This is a genomic window from Rickettsia endosymbiont of Orchestes rusci, assembly GCF_964030945.1.
Taxonomy (GTDB): domain Bacteria; phylum Pseudomonadota; class Alphaproteobacteria; order Rickettsiales; family Rickettsiaceae; genus Rickettsia.
Genome location: NZ_CAXIQG010000001.1, coordinates 47163 through 68670 on the forward strand (window position 1 = coordinate 47163; position 21508 = coordinate 68670).

A 21508-nucleotide genomic window follows, 5' to 3' on the forward strand; every position below is an offset into this window, starting at 1 on the left:
CTTTATTAATGTATTGGTTTTTCAAAGTAAAGTTTGCATTTTCTATGTCATATAGCCTCTTGGTAATTTTCTAGTTTTTCTGCAAAATGTATCATTTTAGGTGTCTTATATTCAAGCGATTGATGAGGTCTTTGCTTATTATAAAATTCTATATAATCTCTGATAGCTATCTTTGCTTCACGTACCGTTTCAAGATCAAAACGATAAATCTTCTCTTGTTTCAAAGATCTCCAAAAACGTTCAATAAATACATTATCTAAGGCTCTGCCTTTGCCGTCCATACTAATAGCTATGCCTTGTTGCTCAAGTATTTGAGTAAAATCTTTTGATGTAAACTGTACTCCCTGATCCGTATTAAAAATGTCAGGCTTGCCATGTATAGATATTGCTTCATTTAGAGCTTCAATACAAAAATCATTTTCTAAACTAATCGACACCCGCCAACTCAAAATATAACGACTATACCAATCCATTATAGCAACCAAATATACAAAACCTTGCTTTAATCTTATGTAAGTAATATCTGCACAGTAAACTTGATTGGAGCAAACCACCTCTATATTATTTAATAGATATGGGTATACTTTATGAGCCTGATTCCTACGGCTTAAATTAATTTTTGGGTATACTGCTTCAATACCAAGTATTTTATAATATTTTCTTATCATCTTACGACTAACATTTAACCCTTCCGATTTTAGGACATGAGACATTCTTCTAGTACCATAATAGGGATGCTCTGTAAAAATCTCATCAATTCTGTTCAGTACTCTATACTCCTTATCATCTAAGGTATTCCTAGCTCGGTAATAGTAACTTGAGCGGTTTAAATCTAAAAGTTCGCATTGTCTTGCTATGGTTAATTTTGAAGCATAACTTATCATTTTTTTCCTAACCTCTAAATCCAAAGATACTAGATTTTTTTTTGAGCCAGTCTCTTTCAACTGTTAACTGGCCTATTTGCTCAAATAATGATTTAATTAAATCTTCTTGGCCGGTATCTTGTTGTTTAGATTTCGATTTAAATCCAGAAACCATAAAATCTAAAGCTTCTTTCTTCCATTTATAAATCTGATTAGCGTGAACACCATATTTGCTGGTAATTTGAGCTATAGTCATTTCTCCAGATATTGCTTCAATTGCTATTTTTGCTTTTTCTTCTGCGCTATATTTTTTAACTTGTTTTTTCATTTTTTGCTCCTTTTCCTAGGAGATATTATACCTACTTTTCTCTATTTTCTTGTCTAGTTTTTGGGTACCATTATATCCATTCCATCCCAACAATCTTCTCTAAAAGCATAAAAAGCAAAATGCCAATTATTTTCTTTAAAAATGCTTATAAGGTCTTCAAAATATTTATGTAGACCTTTAGTTTGTCTATGTCCTCCAAATTCTCCTACTAAGATACGGTTACTCGTTATGTTATTAATTTTCTGAAAATTATTTACTTCATTCAGGTATTCTTCTAGGATTTTTTTGTTCCAATAGGTGTCTTTTATCTTACCTGGGTAATTTAACAAACCTTTATTGGTTTTCCGATTAGTATATTCAAAAGGCTCATACATATGAAAAGAATACAATATTTTATTATCTTTATGGATTTTAAAATTCTTAAATGTTTTAGGATCCCCATAAGAGGAGCTATCTAAATTAATAGGAGTGTTTTTATCAACTAGTCGTATCTTGCTAATTACTAATTGATAAAAATCAAAAAGCTGTCTTTGAATCTTATCTTGCTCTATTTCATAAAGAGCTTTACCTTTTTCGGGGTAAAAGCCGTTCTAAATGCGGTTCATTTAAAATATTATAGCCTATCATTGCTGGGTGATCTTTTAGCTCTAACGCTATATCCTGCCAGAATTTGGCAGCTTGTTTTTGGAATTTAATATCTTCCCAAATCCGAAGATCATCTTGATCATGATTATTCTGCTTCCAACGAGAACCGGGTAAACTTAGCATTGTCAGTACTACAGGCATCTGCTCGGTTGCAAACATATCTAGAATTTCTTTCAAATATTTTAAATCTTTTTCTGAAAGTTTTGTATAGTTATCAACATTTCCTATTAAAAAATCACGGTTGTTACTTATAAATTTATCAGGTGCTAGACGGATAAAAGCAATACCGAAATTTTTAGCAGCTTTAATATCTTCTTGTAGAATTTGTCTATTAAAAATATTAGCTCCTTTTTTCGGTTCATCCCAAAATGCTATTTTTTGATCAGCAAAAGAAGAGATGCTATAATTTATTAAGAATAAGAAAAAACCAATAAAGAATATTGGGTTAAATTTTTTTGCAATGTAGGTATGAATCATAATTTATAGTAGCAAGAAAATTTAAGTAATATATAATTTTGAATGTAATAAATTATAGGTTATATTTTATGCAAGTTTTAAATTCTACTTATATTTTACTAATTAGTACGATTTTAATATCTTTATTTTCTAAAAATAGAAAACTTGCCTATATTACGTTAATTATTATAAGTTTCCTCGCTTTATATCAAGGTGTAATAAATATTGTCGGTTTCTTTTCCTTAAGTATATTTGCCGCTCTAACTTATTCCTATTTTAATTTTCAAAACCTTCATAAAACAGTAAAGTTTTTATTATTTTTAGCAATTTCCATTTGTATAGCAGCCTTTGCTTTTCATAAAGTGCCGGGATTTTTTAATATATTGGCTATTAAATCGATGAAATTATCAGAATTATCAACCACGTTTTCAATGTATTTGAATTTTGATAAAGTTATGCCGGCTTTAATAGTTTTCTGCCTTAGTGATTTATATATTTTAGAAAAAAATAGCAAATCAACACATATAAAATATACAATTACTTCTTTATTATTATGTATTATAGTAATCCTAACTCCGGCTTTTATAAGCGGTTATGTATTATTTGATCATAAATTACCCGCTATATTACCGATTTGGGCAATTAACAATTTCTTTTTTGTTTGTATGAGCGAAGAAGTATTTTTTCGTGGTTTTCTACAGAGAACATTACAGAATCTTCTAAAGAAACAGCAAATATTAGCTATTATTATAGCTTCTTTAATATTCGGCGTAGCTCATTTTCAGGGTGGGATTATATATATAGGTCTTGCTACTATTTGTGGTTTCTTCTATGGCTATGCTTATTATAAAACCGGTAAAATATTATGCTCTATGATAGTGCATTTCGGTTTGAATTTGTTTCATCTAATATTTTTTACCTATCCTGCGGCAATTATTATATAGCTTCGTTCATTAAGATATATGAGTAGTATAATTATTTTTATATAATATATAATAATTAACTAGTAATTGAATTAATTATAGTGTATGTTCGCATAAATTATAAAAGGTTGAATATTATGGGAGCTTACTTAACTACCGGGGTAGTACAAAATATTATTATTTATAAAAAGCAGTTGGTAAATTATGACATAACAATTGATAAAATTATTGCGAAATTAAGAGAAGAAGTAAATATTGATTATTATAGCTATAGTGAAGATTCAAACGGTTATTATTGGCACATTGATCCTAAAATGCTAGAAGGTAATTTTGTAGAATTTTTAGAAACTCAATTTCAAATGTATAGCAATAAAACGTCTAGTAGTAGAAAATATCAAGAGATAGAAGAAGCTATTGACAAAGTAAAAGAGGCTAAAACCGGCAATGAATTAATAGAATTAGCTGCTAGTATAAGCCTTCAGTACTTCCAATTAGTTGATTATACAAATAAATATATAAGTGTATTGCATAATAATAATTTTAAGTTAGATATTTTAGTAAATTTCCATCTAATAGCTTTTTTTATTGACGGAAAAATAATTATGGAATGTTACTATGATATTTTAAGATATTTTTCTCAAAACATCCATCTTCAAAGAGAAAAGTATCCGGTAGCAGATTGTATAATAGTTCTGATTACTGATTGAAGATATAGGCGTTGTTGTATGGCTCGAAATCCTTATAAAAAAACACCGTCATTGCGAGGAGGGACGTAGTCTAGAGCGGCAATCCGGGAAAAAACACTTTTCTGTCATCCTGAATTTATTTCAGGATCTCTTGAATTAGATGCTGAAACAAGTTCAGCATGACAAAAGAAAAAGCTGGATTCCCGCCTTTAACCATAACTGTCCGAAGTTAAAAAATTAAGATTATTAAATAGTACTTTTTTTGCCGTTAATGCTAAAAATACTACTATTTTGATATATAACTGATGTTACGCAGTATTTATCAAATAGGTATATTTGCCGCCATATTTTTTAATTGCTGAAATGCCATTTGATTAGCTTTTACAAGTAGCTTATATTTTATAGCAAAATGGTTAAGGTGAGTTTTTATTTTAAGTTTTTCCAATTTACAGTAAGCTATTAGTACAGAAAAAATATGGTTACATTGTGAACGAATAACTTTAGTCGGAGACTTTGCCAAACTAGCATTTTGCTTTATTGATTTGTGATATTCTTCGATACGCCACCGTTTTTGATAGAGTTCGTAGAAATATGGAACTTCTAGGCTTAAATCATTGGTAATCAAGTATAATATACCTTGTTTGCCGTTCTCGTTTGTGAAAACTTTTTTGAGTAGTTTGACCGGAAAATCAACTTCTTTAATCCAAACCGTTAAAGTAGTATTATCTTGCATATTTAATGATTCAATACGTTTAAAGTTTCCTAGTTGCTTATCTTGTGCAGAAATAGCTATTGTTCTATTGGATTTAATACCTAAAATAAATTTTTTACGGCATTCATAGTGAATAAACTTTATTGTTTCCTTTGACGAAAACCAATTATCCGCAAGAACGTAAGCAAAGCTTATGTCATTTTTAATAGCTTGTTTGACTAATTGGCGAAATAATTCGTTTTTATTACTACTTGATTTACGTTTTTCACGTCTGGTTTCTACATCACAAAATTTAATATCTTTTTTTATAACTTCATAACCTACAGGGACACTGATATCGCCATAACGGATTAAACATGATAGTAAATTAATACCCTTTACATGCCTACCTTTAGCATGAGAGTAATGCCAACAAATTATTTCGTTTTCATCCGTATATGCTTTCTCTTCAACTGAATCGTCAATAATTAAAACTCCCTCATCTACTTTATCCTGCTGTCTAACTAATCCTTTAACATACGACCATAGCTCTTTAGAACCGTACTCCCCACTATGTAAAAATCTAGTGATTTGATCATGGCTAAGCTCTCCCGATAATAATTCCGATAACCCTGTTGCCGTGGCGTACTTATTTTGACTAATTAAGTAATCTGTATAAATATCTAATAGTTTGTCCTGCAATTCTTATCTCTACATACATTTTTAAAGCTTAGAAATTATATAATTTTTTTACCTTTTTCAATCTATACCTGCGTAACATCTATAAAGAGGTAAAAATTCTGTCATTCCGTGGCTACGACCACTTCAGTCCAGCTTATAATATCATAAAAAGATTCTAAAATAAGTCTAATATGGCTTTATTTTCCTGGATGCCGTGATCAAGTCACGGCATGACACAGCCTTTTTTCAACGTTCGTACAGTAGTGGGTCAAGCCACGGTATGACAAGTTTTAAGCGATTTTAACCATCCATGCAACAACGCCGGTCAAGCAACTAGATGACACCGCATACTTAACTTAATAAAATAAAATTCAAGTCTTGAAATATTTTGTGTATCTGCTACTTTTAAATTAACATCATATTACGGTAATTATATGCAAGAATTTGATTTAGTAGTAATAGGCAGCGGTCCTGCCGGTTATACGGGTAGCATCAGAGCGGCGCAATTGGGCATGAAAGTAGCATGCATAGAAAAAAACAGTATGCTTGGCGGGACGTGTTTAAATGTTGGGTGTATCCCGTCGAAAGCTTTATTAAATTCCTCGGAAAAATATGAAGAGGCATTAAAACATTTTGCTGATATCGGTATTATGACTGAAGTGAAGCTAGATTTACCGAAAATGTTAGCTAAGAAAGATAAGACGGTAACCGACTTAACAAAAGGCATAGAAAGCTTATTTGTTAAGAACAAAATTACCAGAATCACAGGGAATAGTACGATTATCTCGGCTAATATCGTTGAGGTAAATAACGGTCAAACTAATGAGAATAGGGCTAGCGAGCAAATTTCTGCTAAAAATATTTTGATTGCTACCGGCTCAGATATAATTGAAATCCCGAATATTACCATAGATGAGGAATATATAGTCTCTTCTACCGGTGCTTTAAAGCTAACAAAAGTTCCTGAGAGCTTGATAGTGGTAGGGGGCGGATATATCGGTTTAGAGCTTGGTTCGGTATGGCGACGTTTGGGTTCTAAAGTAACAGTGGTCGAATATGCGCCTAGCATTGTGCCGGCGTTGGACAAGGAAATAGCTACCCAATTTACTAAAATTTTGCAAAAACAAGGAATAGAATTTAAGCTTAATACTAAAGTAACATCTGCCGAGAAGAAAGCCGGTAAGGTGATGCTTTCAGTAGAGGAGGGCGGTACTGCTCAAATACTTACTGCCGATGTGGTATTGATTGCCGTCGGTAGAAAAGCTTGTACGCAGAATTTAGGGCTAGAGAAGCTGGGAATTACGGCAGATAAACAAGGGAGAATAGAGGTTAACGAACATTTTCAAACGTCGATAGCAAATATTTACGCCGTCGGGGATGTAATAAAAGGTCCAATGCTTGCTCATAAAGCTGAAGAAGAAGCGGTAGCCGCCGTTGAAATTATGGCAGGATTTGCCGGACATGTAAATTATAACTTAATTCCAAGTGTGATATATACCCGGCCTGAGGTGGCAAGTGTCGGTAAAACCGAAGAACAATTAAAAGAAAAAGCTATTGAGTATAAAGTAGGCAAATTTCCGTTTTTAGCTAATAGTAGAGCAAGAGCCGTTAGTTCTACCGATGGGTTGGTGAAAATCCTTGCCGATAGCAAGACTGATAAAGTACTCGGTGCGCATATTATCGGTCCCAATGCCGGCACCTTGATTGCCGAGCTTGTTGCTTTTATGGAGTTTGGAGCGGCAGCTGAAGATATAGCAAGGACTTGCCATGCTCATCCTACTTTAAGTGAAGCGATAAAAGAAGCAGCGTTAGCAGTAGATAAAAGAACTATTAATATATAGCTTCAATCATTAATGTCTATACCTTAATGCTTTTTGCTATATTGTGCAGTTAATATAGATGAGTTATTATATGGATAAGCCAGCTCTACGATCTTATTTTAGAAATTTTTTAAGAAAGAATAAGGATAAAGTAAATTCTGAAGTAACCAGAAAGTTAATAATACACAAGCTTAATATATTAATAAATGAGTTTAAGGTAACAACAGTCGGAGTATATTATCCTATGTTACCTGAGATTAATATACTTGAAATAATTAAGTGGCATCCTGAGCTTATATTTTTCTTACCTAAAATTGTAAAAAACGAAATTAATTATAGTCTATATACCAAGGATACACATTTAATATTAAATAAATTCAATATTTATGAACCAAAAGAGGAAGAGGATTATCAACCGGAATTAATCATTATGCCGGGACTCGCTTTTAGTAAGGATAATCATAGATTAGGGCAAGGTTTTGGTTTTTTTGACCGGTATATAAGTAATAATAAAGATTTATTGACTGTCGGAGTTTGTTTAAAAGAACAGATAATAGATTATTTGCCTATAACGCCAAATGATCAAAAGCTAAATTTTATAGTTACAAATTAAATTTACCGAAATTATGAGAATTAAGTTTAAACTATTAATTATTTTTGGCATCTTAAAGCTTTCCATAGGAGATAGCTATATTTACGCAAAAGCTATTACGCAAGATAAAATTCAAGAAACTTTTATTTATTTAGATAAAAAAGATTGGGCGAAAGCTGAAAAATTGACTAAAGAAATAAATAACACGGCTTTAACAAAAATCGTTCTTTCACAAAAATTTCTAGATAGTAAATATTGTAATAATAACTTCAAAGAAGTAATAAAATTTTTACGAGATAATCCGAAATGGCCGCAAAATAGCTTATTGGAAGTAAAGGCGGAAGGATATCTAAATCATGATACGGATAAAAAAATAATATTAGAATGGTTTAACAAAAATCCTCCGCTCACCGGTAAAGGCTATAAATTTTATGCGTTAGCTGCTAGTAAATTAGTGAAAGACCGGAAAATATTACTGCCGATTATTAAAGCCGCGTGGATATACGGTGATTTTACCGACGCGGAAGAAAAAGAATATTATGTTAAGTGGAACAAATATTTAGATGTAGAAGATCATGTTCACAGAATCGACGAACATTTATGGAAATCGGATATTAGAGCGGCGCAGTGTGGGATGCCGTATGTAAGCGTAGGATATCAGGCTTCTTTCAAGGCACAAATCGCGATGATAAATAACCCGCAATCGGCAGAAAAACTTTTTAAAAATGTCTCTGAAAAATATTATACTTCCGGTTTATTATTTCGTTATTTAGATGCAAAGAAAAAAGAATCAGCGAGTAGTGAAGATATTGCTTTATTTAAAAAGGTAAAAAACGATAAAAAACATTTTTCACAATGGTGTCGCCTGCAATCTTATTACGCACGAGAATTTATTGATCAAAAGGATTTTGCCGGTAGCTATAAAATTATTACCATTCCTTTTGCGAAATGTCCTGAGACGGTAAGAGAACAAGAATGGCTTGCCGGTTGGCTGGCTTTAAGCTTTTTAAATAAACCCGATCAAGCTTTATTGCATTTTAATAAATTTATAAAGATAGTAAAAACCCCTATAAGTCTATCACGAGGCTATTACTGGCTTGCAAGAAGCTACGAAGCAAAAGGTGATCAAAAAACGGCAACTGAGTTTTATCAAAAAGCCGCTAAATACCCGTGTACTTTCTACGGACAAGTCGCGAATATAGAGCTAAAAGAGCATAAAATAGTTTTACCTAGTAACCCTAACATAACATTAGCACATACGCAGAAAATAGAAAAAAATGATATTGTTAAAGCCGTAAAGTTATTAAATAAATACGGTAAAACTAGTTTGGCGATTATCTACGCTAAAGCAGCTATTGCAACGGTATCGACTCCGGCGGAAATTTTACTAATTACCAATATTATCAAAGCTAATAATAATCTTCATCATACGGTGGACGTAGCAAAAATTGCCTGCCAATATCATAGCTGTATTTTAGATCATGCCTTTCCTACTCCTTATCAAATTTTAAATTCACCGATAGAGGCGCATTTAACTTATAGTATAATTAGACAGGAATCGGTTTTTAACACTTCAGCAATTAGCACGGCAAATGCTATGGGCTTGATGCAGCTTGTCAAAAATACCGCCTGCGATGCTGCTAAGTCTATCAATACTAAATGTGATATCGCAAAACTTATCAAAGATCCAAAATATAATATTAATTTAGGCTCTAATTATCTGAAATTATTATTACAACAACATGATAATTCATATCTTCTAACTATCATTTCCTACAATGCCGGACCTCATAGAACAAAAAACTGGATAGAGCGATTCGGTGATCCGCGAGAATTAAAAAATATGCGGCAAGTAATTAATTGGATTGAATTAATTCCATTTGCTGAAACAAGAAATTATGTTCAGCGAGTATTTGAAAATATGCAAGTCTATAGGTCAGTAATTAGTAAAAGTAATATACTACGCCTAAAAGAGGACTTGCATCCCTGAAGTATTATGAGCCATGCAACAAAGCCGTCATAGCCAGCGTTGTTGCATGGCTACCGGAATCGTCATTGCGAGCGACTGGCGGCGTTGTTGCGTGGATCAAAAACTCTACGTCATTGCGAGGAGGCATTTATGCCGACGCGGCAATCAAGTATAAACATATTTTTATACTAAACTTGTTTAGTATTCTAATTAAATCCCTCATTACATTCGGGATAGCCTGGATTGCCGCAGCCACTTCGTGGCTTCGCAATGACGGTGTTTTTTTATAAGGATTTCGAGCCATGCAACAACGCCGTCATAGCCACGGAATGACAGAATTTTACCTATAAGAATCATAACAACAATTAAAGCCGGTATAACAATTTTAAATATATCTTTGCTTTCTTTCTTTTCTGTATTGTTTTTCTAACTCTTCTTTATTATTTATTTTTAACCCTAATAATATTAGTTATTGTGATATATTAATCAACCTAAAGGCTAACAAAAGAGGTGCCGGGAGCTAACCTCAGTCATTAACATAACGACTTTCCGCTGCACTTCATATCCGGAAGATACTTATAGCAGCGGACTCCCGGCATAATAAATATTAGCCTTAGGTCGATATATGTTAATGATAGAGGTTAAAACATCATTAAGCAGTTTTTAATGTAGAGGATTAACGCGAATAAGTCAAGTATTTTATAATTGTCGGTTGTAAAAAATAATTTGTTCAACTATTTTAGAAAAAAGAAATGTAATAAATTTAGTGTTTGCGAATCTTACATTAAGCGCCGAGAAGCTTGATTATAAGCTACGTCCGCCGTTCGATGCCTTCGTAAATTTGCTAGAAAATGCTGAATGGTGGGCGATGGGGGGATCGAACCCCCGACCTTTACGATGTCAACCTAAAAGCCACTTCTACCCTGCTTTTTTGTTCTTTTCTCATATACTAATTTGTAGCTCATAATCCTAGTATTTAATGGGTTTTCCTTAATTACCATAATTATAGGCTTAACTGTAGTAGAGTTACAATTATTTGTCAATATCTAAAAAATATTACAAATTTGAAAATAATATGTGGATATGATGAGCATATAGTGAGTTCAAATTCATGATCAATTTTTATCTTGAAATATACTTGGACCTTTTGAATTTGATAAAAAATTATAGCAACTATTGGTTATTGAATTGTATGTAGTTAGGATAAATCATCATTTTTTAAAGTATAATTCTATTTAACATAAGATTTGTTTTTCTGAGCAAAGCATACTACAGTTTAATTATATATGAATTAAGCTGTGGGAGGATTTATGTCAGTTAATTCACTATTGTTTACTAAAGAAGCATTACATGAAATTAAAGCTCCACAGACAAAACGAGATGTATATAAAGATACCAAAGAAAAAGGATTATTGCTAATCGTATCATATGGTGGTAGTAAAATATTTTATTTGGGCACAGTACTTGATAAGAAATATCATAGAATTAAAATAGGTGTGTTCCCTGATTTATCAATTCATGATGCTAGAGTAAAAGCATCTGAATTAAAAGGTGAGATCGCCAAAGGATATAATCCTATCGAAGAAAAGGTTAGATTATCCAAGGAACTGACATTTAAGGAGCTTTATGACAAATACCTTAATGAATATAGTAAAATTAATAATAAAAGATGGAAAGATTATGCTGCCTCGGTAGATAGATATGCCAAACATTTATATCACAAAAAAATATCCACCATTCAAAAAACAGATATTCAAGAGTTGTTTAATAATTTAACTAAAACTGGTAAGTATGGAGCTAATAGATTTCTTGAAGTTTTAAGTCCTGTATTTAGTAAAGCAATAGAATGGGAATTGCTTACAATAAATCCAGTTATTGGCATAAAGAAGCACAAGGAACAATCCAGAGACAGGTATTTAACTAGGGAAGAAATACCACGATTTTTTACAGCAATAGCAGGTGAGGAAAACCAAGTAATGAAGGATTTTTTCTTAATAGCTTTGTATACATCAGTTCGTAAGGATAATATACTTACTATGCGTTGGGAACAGGTGAGTTTTGCTGATAAACAATTATATCTTCCAGATACTAAGAATGGTGATCCTCACCGTTTACCTTTACTAGATCAAGCAGTAGAAATATTAAAAGCACGAAAAGAGCAATCTACAAGCGAATGGGTATTTCCAAGTGAGACTAGCAGTAGTGGTCATTTGCAAGAACCAAAGAAAGCATGGAAGAGGATTTGTAAAAAGGCAGGAATAGAAAATTTAAGGATCCATGATTTAAGAAGAACAATACCAAGCTGGATGGCAATGACCGGAGCAAATCAATATGTGATAGGACAACTTCTAAATCATAGAGATCCAAGATCAACAGCAGTTTATGCTAGACTTGCCACTGATACTGCTCGAGAATATATGCAAAAAGCTATAAATGCCATTATAAATACAAAATCTTAAATATATATTAATTGATATGTTTATGTTATAATAACTCCTGTATTAAGTGAGTTCTATAAAAACAGAGATGCTAGAGAGGAAAGTGGTAAAATATTACAACAAGCTTGGAAGTTCCTCTATCTGGACTATTATCATAGAAATAATTTAATACAAAATTATAGCTTATTAAAAATGTAATGAGCTATTAAAAAGCATAATTAAAGAATTATAAATTTATGAATATTAAAGAAAAAGCTAAAGTACTTAGCTGTTTTGATGTAGCTAATTATTTTTTAGTATTAGTTGATAGAGAAGCAGGGGATAGTATAACCCAGTTAAAGCTGCAGAAATTAATATATTTTGCTCAAGGCATTCATCTTGCTTTATTTGATAAGGTGTTATTTGAAGAAGAGATCAAGGCTTGGAAACATGGACCAGTAGTACCGGCTTTACGCTCAATATTTGGTAGCTTTAGAGATAGTGTAATTCCTTTGCCTGGCGAAATAGATTTTGCTATTTATACCGAGCAACAAAAAAAATTACTTCATAAAGTATATTCTTTTTATGGTGAACATTCAGCTGCTTATTTACGTAATCTAACGCATAGACATTCTATTTGGTATGAAGCTATAGAGAAAGCAGATAATATTATTACTAAAGAAAAGATAAAGGAATTTTTTAAAGCTAATATAATAAATGATATTAAAGATTATATTTTATCAATTACTAAGGAAGATATTGCTCAAATAGAAAACGCTGAAGATGGGTGGTGGATGAACTATGATAGTGGTATACCTGCTGAAGATATTACAGAATACCTTTTGAAGGTAAAGAAGAAAAAAGAAGGTAATAAAAGTTGAAAGTCACTTGGTCTGATGAAGCCCTAGAGCAGTTGCAATTTTGGAAACGTACCAACCCCAAAATGAGTAAACGTATTAGGCTTTTAATAGATAATATTAGTCTCACCCCTTACACCGGAATAGGGAAACCTGAACCTTTAAAATATGAATTAAGTGGTTTTTGGTCTAGAAGGATAGATCAAGAACATAGATTGATATATTTTGTTAATGAAAAAAATCAAACTATAGAAATAGAAAGTTGTAAAGGACATTATTAATTTAGTTTATGCTTTAAAATAAAAAGCTAAAGCTCTATTTTTGATACTAACTTATCTTAAAAAAATGTCAATTTAAATTAGCTTTATTATTAAAAAGGAATTGAACCGGCACATTTTCACTATTTTCTACAAGAAAACGATAATATTGTTTTGCAAGATCCACAGCATCATAACTACAGCAGGACTGAATAGCAAGTTTTAAACATTCTAATTTTAACTCTACATCACTTCTAAACATACACAACTCACCAATAATTTATTTCGTTAATATTAGCAAAATTACTGCTAGTTATCAACAAATTCATGGATAGAGCTATAGATTCTATCTCTAGATAGGCACAGTTTTAGATGAATTACAGCTTTTTTTGTTATGGCTTAAAACTCCACTGGCAATGTAAAAATTAGGATGTTAATGTCATGACTAGCAAAACTTATCTATTAATGGAAACATCACTTAATTAATATGGATAATAATTGTGCTAATCAAAGATTATATTGGTCATTAGGGACTCCACTAAAATATATGGGATTAAGCTTAGATGAGTGGTATGATGTGGCTATAGTATTCCGGACAGTTAGTATGAGACAATATTAACAGAAAGGAAATACAGTATGACAAAAACAAAAATGTATTCTAGTGAATTTAAAGAATCAGCAGTTAAATTGGCAACTGAATCGAAGCGACCTGTTATTCAGACTGCAAAAGAATTAGGTATCAGTAAGAATACTTTATATAGTTGGATAGATAAATATTCTAAACAATTTGAAGAATCAATAACAAGAACAGATGAACATCTGTATGATGAATTAAAAAGATTAAAGAAAGAGCTGGTGATAGTAACACAGGAGCGTGATATACTAAAAAAGGCTGCAGCGTACTTTGCAAAAGAGTCCCTGTAAGGTATGCATGGATAAAGAAGCATCAAGATGATTTCTCAATTGCAATTATGTGCAAATGTATGAAGGTATCACGTAGCGGTTATTATGAGTGGTTAAATAACCCTGGATGCAATAGGGATAAAGAAAATAGAGAATTAACCTGTAAGGTTAGAGCTATTTTTCAGGAAGGTAGACGAAATTATGGATCTAGACCCATTAAAAAGGCTTTGTTGAGGCAAGGCATAATTGTTAGTCGTAGGAGAATTACAAGACTAATGAATGAAGCTGGCTTAGTATGTAAAACTAAGTATAAATTTAAAGCAACTACTGATTCTAAGCATAATAAGCAAGTTGCTCCTAATTTATTGGATAGACAGTTTAAAGTTTCTAATGTTAATTGTTATTGGGTTGGTGATATCACCTATATCCCAACTGGAGAAGGATGGTTATATTTAGCAACAGTTATTGATCTATTTTCTAGAAAAGTAATAGGCTGGTCAATGAATAGTAATATGAAAGCTGATTTAGTTAATAATGCTTTGCTAATGGCAATATGGCAACGTAAACCACCTAAAAAGCTTATTTGGCATACTGATAGAGGTAGCCAATATTGTTCTGATAATCATTTAAAACTTATAAAACAACATGGTATTATACAGAGTATGAGTCGTAAAGGAAATTGCTGGGATAATGCTGTTGCTGAAAGCTTTTTTCATACTATAAAAACAGAATTAATTTATCAACATAAATTTAAAACTAGGGAGGAAGCAAAACATGCTATATTTGAATATATAGAGGTATTTTATAATCGTATAAGAATGCATTCTGCTAACGATTATCTATCACCAGTACAATACGAAAAAATACAAAAATGTGCGTAAAAAACTGTCCGGAAAACTGTTGACAGATCAATCTTTCAATCCCATTTCTATCACTCCTCCCTCATTAAACATGAGTTGTAGTGGTATAGACACTTATCTTGGTAGTTTTTCGATTATTTCAGGTGAAGAGCTGGTACAGCTAATGAAAAATATAGGCTCGCAAGCAAAAGCTTATGCATTTTCATTGGGTCTTAAAACTTTTGCTCCGCAAATAGAAAATGCCCTAAAAGATTTAAGAAATCTTGCTATGGAAATGAATCAATTTGCTAAGGGCGATTGTGAAATGACTAAGGCTCTTTTTGCTTCAGTACTGCCTAAAGATTCAGCAGTGAGAGAATCAGTTTGCAAGGATTTACAATCCAGTTCTGGCTTTGATTATTTTGCTGCCGGTAAAAAATGTCGTAGTGATTTAGAGCAGAAACAAGCTTTAGCGAATATCCAAAATAAAGATCCAGAGCTAATGCTAGATAATTATAATATTTTTATCAAGGCAGCAGAAAAAGCAGGGATTCCTGAAAATATGAGAAATGCCATTATGTCAATGACAGGAACTATTATAGTTCGAGATAATAATGTCTATTTTCTTGCGTCACTTGCTCAAGATGAAAAGAGCTGGATTGCTCATTTAAAAGGCGGCGAATCTGCCTCAATTTATACTTGTGATAATAGTAATTGTTTAAACCCAACTCTAAGACGCAATATTAGTATTGCTCCAGATCAATCATATCAAGGCAAGGCTAAAACAAAACTAGATGAATTAAAGAGTAAACTGGCAAGCAACAATGAGTTTAGTAATACAGACATATCTTTCCTATCTTCAATAGGGGAAGCATTGCCAATATATGATTATATTACTTTAGAGGCAATATCTGGGGTAACTATTTTAGATAGTTCTTCAGAATTAGTTGCCAGTTATAGTGTGCTGCAACATTTAAAGGAGGTAGTCTCTGAGGTCAGAAAAGCAGTAACTATGCTAAAATCCAAGCAAGTAGCAGATCATCATTTAACTGCCTACTTAAAAGCTTTAGATCGAGTACAACTTTTTGCTCAGGAGAAATGGAGTAATATGCTAACAAGTAGTGATCAAATAGAGCGAAGAGCAAGATTAATAGAACAACATTTAATTGCTAAAGAGAGGGCTTAAAAATTAATTATAAATTAAAATTAGATGAGCAAGCAGATAAGTAGTACAAAAATAAGCAAAGCAGATAAAAATTAAAAAGAATATGGCAGATTACGTAATACATACATTTGGTGGAGGAGATATATTATGGCAAGTTTTTAATGGTATAGGAAGAGTCTTTGCCTCAAATAGTGAGTATTTTACACCGGTAGGTAAATTTGCTTTGACAATTGGTGGTATTTGGGCAGCAACTCGTGCTATTTTTAGAGGCAATATTGGTATTTTTGCCATGGAGTGGTTTTTTCCATCTCTATTTATTTTTATCTTTTTATTTGCTCCAAAAGCAAATGTTTGGCTCAAAGATGAAATATCAATGCAGGCTCCTGTGAAAATTGATAATATTCCAATAGGAATTGCTTTATTTGCGTCAGTATCATCAAAAATAAGTTATTCCTTATCAGAAATGCTAGAAAAGCATTTACTTCCACCTGATGAAGGGTTATCAAGCAGGAAGAATGGGATTATGTTTGGGGCAAAAGCTATTGGTAAAATCAAAGATATTCAAATAGAAGATCCAGTAACTTTAACCAACGCAAAAGAATTCTTAAGACAATGCTTTATGAAACCTTATATAATTGGTAATATTTTAGGCAAAAAAGCCGAAGCACAAAGAGCAAGTGATATAATTGCTTTTATCGAACAAAATATGCCGAATAATTTTGGCATTTACTATAAAGATCCAAGTAATTCTGCTATTTCTTTTAAAACCTGCAGGCAGGTAACTCCTTTAATTAAGGCAGCTATTAATAAAGAATTAAATGATGGCTTGTTGACTCAATTTGCAAATATCATAGGGATTGCCTCTGATAGGCAAGAGATATTATCTAGCAGATTAAAAACTATGACCTCTGACACTCTAAAATATCTTAAAAAAGAGCAAACAGATATTCACCAGTGGATTAGGCAAGCAATGCTGCTTAATGCTAATCGTGAAGCTTATGATGACTTGCGAGAAAAATTCTCACTTGCTAGAATATATCCTCAGTTAGTTAGTATGAATGCGACTCGTGGATTATTTCAGCAATCATTTTCTTACCTGGTTGCAGGAGAAATGGCAGCAAATATCATGCCCATCTTACAGTCAGTATTTTTTGCCTTGGTGATTTGTCTCATTTTCGTAGTATTTCCAATGTCGATGCTGCCGGGCGGTTATACTATCTTTAAGACCTGGATAACCTTGATTATTTGGGTAACTAGCTGGCCGGTATTTTTTACCGTGATTCATTGTTTAGGGATGATTAGCCTAACCGGTAAAGGCGTGAGTCACTTTACCGGTTTAAATATCTTATCGCAGGGGAGTTTTTCAGAAATGGTGCTGCATGAGTTTGCAACGTTTCAGATGCTAGCAGCTTCAGTTCCGATGTTATCCTGGGCAGTATTAAAGGCGTGTGCCCATGCAACTACCACTTTGGCTAATCAATTCTCTCCAGTACCGGTTGCGAGTAGCATTGGGGCTAATATTGCTGATAATAACCTCTCTATGGATAATTACAACATCGGTAATAGAACAATTGCTCAGCAAAATCTTACCCCAACTTTGCAATTGGCAGGAGGAATTATTGATGATGGAGGCATGAGAGTAACCAGTACTGATAGTGGTAGACAAGTACTGACTCAAGCAGTAGACTCCTTAGTTAACAATTACCGTTCTTCTAAATTATTACAAGATAGTTATCAAAGTCAGTTTATGAGCTCACAAAGTTATCTTGACTCATTAAATGATAGATATAGTGATTTAACTACTACAGGAAATTCTATAGCAACTGAAATAGGCAAGAGATTAAGCAAGTATTGAATAGCATAATTGCCAAAAATATTCCTGGCGTAAGTAGTAAAGAGCAAGCTGCTATGTGGGCAAGTACTCACCAACAAGATGCTGAACAAATAGCATTAGACATAGCTAAAATTGATAATACTATACCTCAAAATTTAAGTTCTGTAAGTAATGTCAATATCCCATCTAAAGAAAGCTTGAGATCAAGTTTTGATGAAAATAAACAACGATTAAATGATCAAGCTGCTATTAGTAGTATTGATGATAGAAAAAATGATATTTATGATAAAAATGTAGAACAAATGCTGATCCAGAGTGCAGATAATAATGAAATAGAAAAAGTAAAGATTCTTGAGCAGTTATCTGATAAAGTAAAAAATAAGAGGGAACAAATTGAAGATGAATTTAATAAAACTCCTGAATCAACGATTGTCAGAACTGGCCAGCAAATAGCAGATAATATTGGCATTAGCGATAAGGCGATAAAGACAAGAAATAGAAAATTACTAGATTACAAAAATAAAAATAATTAAGGATAAGTTTATGCAAAATATCAAAAAATTAGCATTCATATTTATCTTACCATTAATATTTTTTAGCAGTATTTTTGCAGAAAATACCACTAGTATTGTTAATGAAAAACCACAACCAATAGATCTACAAAGCAAGATTCAAGATCTAAACATTTTAGCAGAAGAATATTTTAATATTGGTAAATCTCTTTATAAATTAGGTAAATATGAAGAAGCAATAAAAAATTTAAATCTAGCAATTAAATATAAACCTAATTATGCCGATGCTTATAACTATAAAGGAATGGTTTTAGCTAATTTAGGTAAATATGATGAAGCGATAGAAAACTATGATTTAGCTATTAAATATGAATTTGATTTCGCAGAAGCATATAATAATAAAGGCAATTCTTTAAATAAGTTAGGTAGATACCAAGAAGCAATAGAAAATTTTGACCTGGCTCTGAAGTATAATCCATATTTTGCAGTAGCTTATAATAATAAGGGTAGTGTATTAAATAACTTAAGAAAATATCAAGAAGCAATTGAATATTATAATCTTGCACTTAAATATGACCCAAAATATTCCGAAGCTTATTATAATAAGGGAATATCTTTGATGTCTTTATGGCAACATCAGGAAGCAATAGAGAATTATAATTTGGCCATTAAATATAAACCTAACTACATTCAAGCTTATAATAATAAAGGAGTATCTTTGATGAATTTGGGACAATATGATGAGGCAATAAAAAATTATGATCTAGCCATTAAATACCTACACAGTCATGTAACAGCATACTATAATAAGGCAATCTGTTTTAACATATTAAAAAAATATCAGGAAGCAATAACAAACTGTGATTTAGCAATAAAATATGATCCTAATTATATTGCAACGTATTTGGAAAAAGGTATAGCCCTTAGAAAATTAGGTAAATATGAAGAAGCAATTAAGAGCTATGATTTAGCTATTAAGTATAAATCTGATTATGCTGAAAGTTACTTAGAAAAAGGCATTACATTGATTAGCATGGGAAAACAAAAAGCAGCTAAAGAAAACTTTAGTTTAGCTCTTAAATACAAACCTAATCTTATAGAAGAATATACAGCAATAATTAAAGTTTTAAGAAAATTAGGTAATGATCTTATGGCTGGTGAGTTTGAAGAAAAATTAAAGATAATGCAAGATAATTTATAATTCTATGCAACCACAAAATCAAAATAATTTTACTCGTGGTTCACAAATTTTTGCTCATCAGCTACGAATGTTTAGTCAAGGAAGTATCAATGCTTTAACTATTGGGTTAGTATTTACTGTAGTTTGGTTAATGTGGCGTACATATCAAAAATTATCCTTGATAAGTCTATATTATTTTATCATAGAGCGATACGTACAATTAAAACTTGCCATAGGAGAGCATTTTTACCCTATAAGCCAAATAGGTATTCAATTCTATTATTTAGAACAAAAAGCTTGGGTTTACCATAATGCTGGGGAGTTTATTCATAAATTTTGGTATGTTACACCGCATTCGCATAATATCAATCAATTTGGGCAATTTTTATTGCATTCAGCTTGGCAAGAAGGTATTATTACTTTTACTGTTGGAATATTTACTGCTATCATCTTTTTTATGTATCGAGGTAAAAAAGCTGTTATCCAAGATAAGATTAGGGGAGCAGATTTTGTCGAAGCAGGTATTTTAGCAAAAATGCTTTATAAAAACAACCAAGCTGCTAATATTTGCTTTTCTGGATTGCCATTGGTTAAAGATAGTGAGAGAAGACATATTCTTATTACCGGTACTACGGGTAGTGGTAAAACTAACATGTTAAATGAGCTATTACCTCAGATTAGAAAAGAGGGTGGTAGAGCAATAATTGTTGATTTAACAGGTAGCTTTACTGATCGATTTTTTGATCCCAAATGTGATAAGATACTTAATCCTTTGCAAGAGAATAGTTCAGCATGGCTACCGTGGAATGATTGTCATGAAATTTGGGATTATAATGATATAGCCAGTAGTTTTAGTAATTATAATCCAAAATTAGATGATTTTTTTGCTAAAAGTGCTGAGCTAGTATTAGCTGAAGGATTAAGATTATATCAGGATAGTAAAGACATCAAAAAACTAATAAATACTATTCTTTATGCAAATAATAAAGAATTTGTTAGGATCTTTAAAAACAGTGCAGTAGCCGGTATAATTAGCAGTAGTGCACCTGAGACTTCGTCCGGTATTCAAGCAACTGTTAGTAAAAATATTGAAGCTCTGCAACATTTAAAGCCTGATGGTAGTTTTAGTATTAGAAAGTGGTTTACTGCGGACAAAGGTTGGTTATTTATAACTAGTACTCCTAATCAGAGAGTAATGCTTAGACCACTTATTGCTGCATGGATTAGCATAGCGATAAAAGCATTAATGAATAGGAACATCAATAATACTCATAGTAATATGTGGTTTGTGATTGATGAGCTGCCAGCTTTACACAAGATATCTTCACTCCCTATAGCTTTAGCTGAAAGCAGGAAATATGGTGGCTGCGTTGTTGCAGGTATGCAAAACATTCATCAATTAGAGGAGATATATGGTTCTGCAGGAGCAGCTTCAATGCTTGATCTATTTGGCAGTAAATTTATCTTTCGAGTAAGTGATCAGCAGACAGCACATAAATCAGCTTTAATGCTTGGTGAGCAAGAAATTATTGAAACTCAAGAGAATCTCTCTTATGGTGCTAACTCCATGCGTGATGGAGTAAATATGCACAGCTTAGAAAAAAGGAAGTTATTAGTAATGCCATCTGAAATTATGAATCTACCGGACCTTACCTGTTATGTAAAACTTGCGGGTAATTTCCCAATTACTAAATTACCAATGAATTTACAAATTTGATTTCAATACAAAAATATAGAAACCATTTTAATGGTATTTTTAAAAGATTTCAATTGTTTGATGGAGGGGAATACCTTATAAAGAAAAATCCTATTATAATGCCCCTTTAAATCGCTAATTTAGTATTACGAGTTTTAGAGGTAAGCTGTGTATAAAAAACTTTTTTGTTATTT

At 32.0% G+C, this 21508-nt stretch carries 21 protein-coding genes and 1 pseudogene; 14 read left to right on the forward strand and 8 right to left on the reverse strand.

All coding sequences use genetic code 11. The annotated features are described in order from the left end of the window. Positions 1 to 47: 47 nt before the first annotated feature. Genes AAHM91_RS00285 through AAHM91_RS00300 form a run of 4 tightly spaced genes read right to left on the reverse strand, consistent with a single transcriptional unit; the run spans position 48 to position 2313 of the window. The gene (locus tag AAHM91_RS00285; protein ID WP_342269489.1) at positions 48 to 884 is read right to left on the reverse strand and encodes an IS3 family transposase; all 837 of its coding nucleotides are present in this window, start codon (positions 882 to 884) and stop codon (positions 48 to 50) included. Between the two features lie 7 nt (positions 885 to 891). Next, positions 892 to 1191, reverse strand: coding sequence for a transposase (locus tag AAHM91_RS00290; RefSeq protein WP_045812944.1), 300 nt, complete (start codon positions 1189 to 1191; stop codon positions 892 to 894). A gap of 53 nt (positions 1192 to 1244) precedes the next feature. Beyond that, positions 1245 to 1742, reverse strand: coding sequence for a cellulase family glycosylhydrolase (locus AAHM91_RS00295; protein ID WP_342269620.1), 498 nt, complete (start codon positions 1740 to 1742; stop codon positions 1245 to 1247). 13 nt (positions 1743 to 1755) lie between these two features. Beyond that, positions 1756 to 2313 carry a cellulase family glycosylhydrolase gene (locus AAHM91_RS00300; protein ID WP_342269490.1) on the reverse strand — a complete coding sequence of 186 codons (558 nt, stop codon included), beginning with the start codon at positions 2311 to 2313 and terminating at the stop codon, positions 1756 to 1758. Between the two features lie 68 nt (positions 2314 to 2381). Here AAHM91_RS00300 and AAHM91_RS00305 point away from each other — a divergent pair, with 68 nt between their 5' ends. Together AAHM91_RS00305 and AAHM91_RS00310 are read left to right on the forward strand one after the other, a co-directional pair. Then, on the forward strand, positions 2382 to 3236 hold the full coding sequence (locus AAHM91_RS00305; RefSeq protein ID WP_342269491.1) for a CPBP family intramembrane glutamic endopeptidase: 855 nt from the start codon (positions 2382 to 2384) through the stop codon (positions 3234 to 3236). Between the two features lie 116 nt (positions 3237 to 3352). Then, complete coding sequence (locus AAHM91_RS00310) at positions 3353 to 3922, forward strand: hypothetical protein (protein ID WP_342269492.1); 570 nt, start codon at positions 3353 to 3355, stop codon at positions 3920 to 3922. A 301-nt stretch (positions 3923 to 4223) separates the two neighbouring features. On the opposite strand, the gene AAHM91_RS00315 is transcribed toward AAHM91_RS00310, so the two are convergent. After that, a complete protein-coding gene (locus AAHM91_RS00315) occupies positions 4224 to 5294 on the reverse strand; it encodes an IS701 family transposase (protein WP_342269493.1) in 1071 nt (356 codons plus the stop codon). A 413-nt stretch (positions 5295 to 5707) separates the two neighbouring features. Between AAHM91_RS00315 and lpdA the strand changes: the two genes are divergently transcribed. From lpdA to AAHM91_RS00330, 3 genes are all read left to right on the forward strand, one after another. Continuing rightward, positions 5708 to 7114: a dihydrolipoyl dehydrogenase gene (lpdA, locus tag AAHM91_RS00320; RefSeq protein ID WP_342269494.1), complete on the forward strand. Its 1407-nt coding sequence runs from the start codon at positions 5708 to 5710 to the stop codon at positions 7112 to 7114. A 70-nt stretch (positions 7115 to 7184) separates the two neighbouring features. Then, complete coding sequence (locus tag AAHM91_RS00325) at positions 7185 to 7706, forward strand: 5-formyltetrahydrofolate cyclo-ligase (protein ID WP_253308653.1); 522 nt, start codon at positions 7185 to 7187, stop codon at positions 7704 to 7706. A 13-nt stretch (positions 7707 to 7719) separates the two neighbouring features. After that, on the forward strand, positions 7720 to 9675 hold the full coding sequence (locus AAHM91_RS00330; RefSeq protein WP_342269495.1) for a lytic transglycosylase domain-containing protein: 1956 nt from the start codon (positions 7720 to 7722) through the stop codon (positions 9673 to 9675). 4 nt (positions 9676 to 9679) lie between these two features. On the opposite strand, the gene AAHM91_RS00335 is transcribed toward AAHM91_RS00330, so the two are convergent. Both AAHM91_RS00335 and AAHM91_RS00340 read right to left on the reverse strand, forming a co-directional pair. After that, complete coding sequence (locus AAHM91_RS00335) at positions 9680 to 9802, reverse strand: hypothetical protein (RefSeq protein WP_341792884.1); 123 nt, start codon at positions 9800 to 9802, stop codon at positions 9680 to 9682. Further along, positions 9803 to 9958 carry a hypothetical protein gene (locus AAHM91_RS00340; protein ID WP_341792828.1) on the reverse strand — a complete coding sequence of 52 codons (156 nt, stop codon included), beginning with the start codon at positions 9956 to 9958 and terminating at the stop codon, positions 9803 to 9805. Positions 9959 to 10964: 1006 nt separating this feature from the next. Here AAHM91_RS00340 and AAHM91_RS00345 point away from each other — a divergent pair. The 3 genes from AAHM91_RS00345 (at position 10965) to AAHM91_RS00355 (ending at position 13209) form a co-directional block, all read left to right on the forward strand. Then, positions 10965 to 12113, forward strand: coding sequence for a tyrosine-type recombinase/integrase (locus AAHM91_RS00345; protein ID WP_342269496.1), 1149 nt, complete (start codon positions 10965 to 10967; stop codon positions 12111 to 12113). A gap of 215 nt (positions 12114 to 12328) precedes the next feature. Then, positions 12329 to 12952: a Panacea domain-containing protein gene (locus AAHM91_RS00350; RefSeq protein ID WP_342269497.1), complete on the forward strand. Its 624-nt coding sequence runs from the start codon at positions 12329 to 12331 to the stop codon at positions 12950 to 12952. Further along, a complete protein-coding gene (locus AAHM91_RS00355; protein WP_012152840.1) occupies positions 12949 to 13209 on the forward strand; it encodes a Txe/YoeB family addiction module toxin in 261 nt (86 codons plus the stop codon). Before AAHM91_RS00350 ends, AAHM91_RS00355 begins: the two co-directional genes overlap by 4 nt. 67 nt (positions 13210 to 13276) lie before the next feature. Here AAHM91_RS00355 and AAHM91_RS00360 read toward each other — a convergent pair whose 3' ends face one another. Continuing rightward, positions 13277 to 13447 carry a hypothetical protein gene (locus AAHM91_RS00360; RefSeq protein ID WP_341791024.1) on the reverse strand — a complete coding sequence of 57 codons (171 nt, stop codon included), beginning with the start codon at positions 13445 to 13447 and terminating at the stop codon, positions 13277 to 13279. A gap of 225 nt (positions 13448 to 13672) precedes the next feature. Here AAHM91_RS00360 and AAHM91_RS00365 point away from each other — a divergent pair, with 225 nt between their 5' ends. The 6 genes and pseudogenes from AAHM91_RS00365 to AAHM91_RS00390 all read left to right on the forward strand — a co-directional run bounded on the left by AAHM91_RS00365 (position 13673) and on the right by AAHM91_RS00390 (position 21335). After that, positions 13673 to 13804, forward strand: coding sequence for a hypothetical protein (locus AAHM91_RS00365; protein ID WP_342269498.1), 132 nt, complete (start codon positions 13673 to 13675; stop codon positions 13802 to 13804). Positions 13805 to 13821: 17 nt separating this feature from the next. Beyond that, positions 13822 to 14969 (forward strand): IS3 family transposase gene (locus AAHM91_RS00370; RefSeq protein WP_410526146.1). Its coding sequence is split into 2 segments (ribosomal slippage): positions 13822 to 14068 and positions 14068 to 14969, totalling 1149 coding nucleotides; the frame shifts between segments, so codons are not numbered across the junction. A gap of 19 nt (positions 14970 to 14988) precedes the next feature. Beyond that, a complete protein-coding gene (locus AAHM91_RS00375; RefSeq protein WP_342269499.1) occupies positions 14989 to 16113 on the forward strand; it encodes a conjugal transfer protein TraH in 1125 nt (374 codons plus the stop codon). Positions 16114 to 16195: 82 nt separating this feature from the next. Then, a pseudogene (locus AAHM91_RS00380) lies at positions 16196 to 18459 on the forward strand (conjugal transfer protein TraG N-terminal domain-containing protein). 10 nt (positions 18460 to 18469) lie between these two features. Then, on the forward strand, positions 18470 to 19639 hold the full coding sequence (locus tag AAHM91_RS00385) for a tetratricopeptide repeat protein (protein ID WP_342269500.1): 1170 nt from the start codon (positions 18470 to 18472) through the stop codon (positions 19637 to 19639). A gap of 4 nt (positions 19640 to 19643) precedes the next feature. Next, complete coding sequence (locus AAHM91_RS00390; protein ID WP_342269501.1) at positions 19644 to 21335, forward strand: type IV secretion system DNA-binding domain-containing protein; 1692 nt, start codon at positions 19644 to 19646, stop codon at positions 21333 to 21335. Positions 21336 to 21508: the final 173 nt, after the last annotated feature.

Coding starts and splice junctions, on each gene's coding strand:
- lpdA (WP_342269494.1), top strand. CDS start 5,708: ATGCAAGAATTTGATTTAGTAGTAATAGGCAGCGGTCCTGCCGGTTAT.
- AAHM91_RS00350 (WP_342269497.1), top strand. CDS start 12,329: ATGAATATTAAAGAAAAAGCTAAAGTACTTAGCTGTTTTGATGTAGCT.
- AAHM91_RS00330 (WP_342269495.1), top strand. CDS start 7,720: ATGAGAATTAAGTTTAAACTATTAATTATTTTTGGCATCTTAAAGCTT.
- AAHM91_RS00340 (WP_341792828.1), bottom strand. CDS start 9,958: ATGGCTCGAAATCCTTATAAAAAAACACCGTCATTGCGAAGCCACGAA.
- AAHM91_RS00365 (WP_342269498.1), top strand. CDS start 13,673: ATGGATAATAATTGTGCTAATCAAAGATTATATTGGTCATTAGGGACT.
- AAHM91_RS00285 (WP_342269489.1), bottom strand. CDS start 884: ATGATAAGTTATGCTTCAAAATTAACCATAGCAAGACAATGCGAACTT.
- AAHM91_RS00345 (WP_342269496.1), top strand. CDS start 10,965: ATGTCAGTTAATTCACTATTGTTTACTAAAGAAGCATTACATGAAATT.
- AAHM91_RS00335 (WP_341792884.1), bottom strand. CDS start 9,802: ATGCCTCCTCGCAATGACGTAGAGTTTTTGATCCACGCAACAACGCCG.
- AAHM91_RS00300 (WP_342269490.1), bottom strand. CDS start 2,313: ATGATTCATACCTACATTGCAAAAAAATTTAACCCAATATTCTTTATT.
- AAHM91_RS00385 (WP_342269500.1), top strand. CDS start 18,470: ATGCAAAATATCAAAAAATTAGCATTCATATTTATCTTACCATTAATA.
- AAHM91_RS00390 (WP_342269501.1), top strand. CDS start 19,644: ATGCAACCACAAAATCAAAATAATTTTACTCGTGGTTCACAAATTTTT.
- AAHM91_RS00290 (WP_045812944.1), bottom strand. CDS start 1,191: ATGAAAAAACAAGTTAAAAAATATAGCGCAGAAGAAAAAGCAAAAATA.
- AAHM91_RS00305 (WP_342269491.1), top strand. CDS start 2,382: ATGCAAGTTTTAAATTCTACTTATATTTTACTAATTAGTACGATTTTA.
- AAHM91_RS00360 (WP_341791024.1), bottom strand. CDS start 13,447: ATGTTTAGAAGTGATGTAGAGTTAAAATTAGAATGTTTAAAACTTGCT.
- AAHM91_RS00310 (WP_342269492.1), top strand. CDS start 3,353: ATGGGAGCTTACTTAACTACCGGGGTAGTACAAAATATTATTATTTAT.
- AAHM91_RS00325 (WP_253308653.1), top strand. CDS start 7,185: ATGGATAAGCCAGCTCTACGATCTTATTTTAGAAATTTTTTAAGAAAG.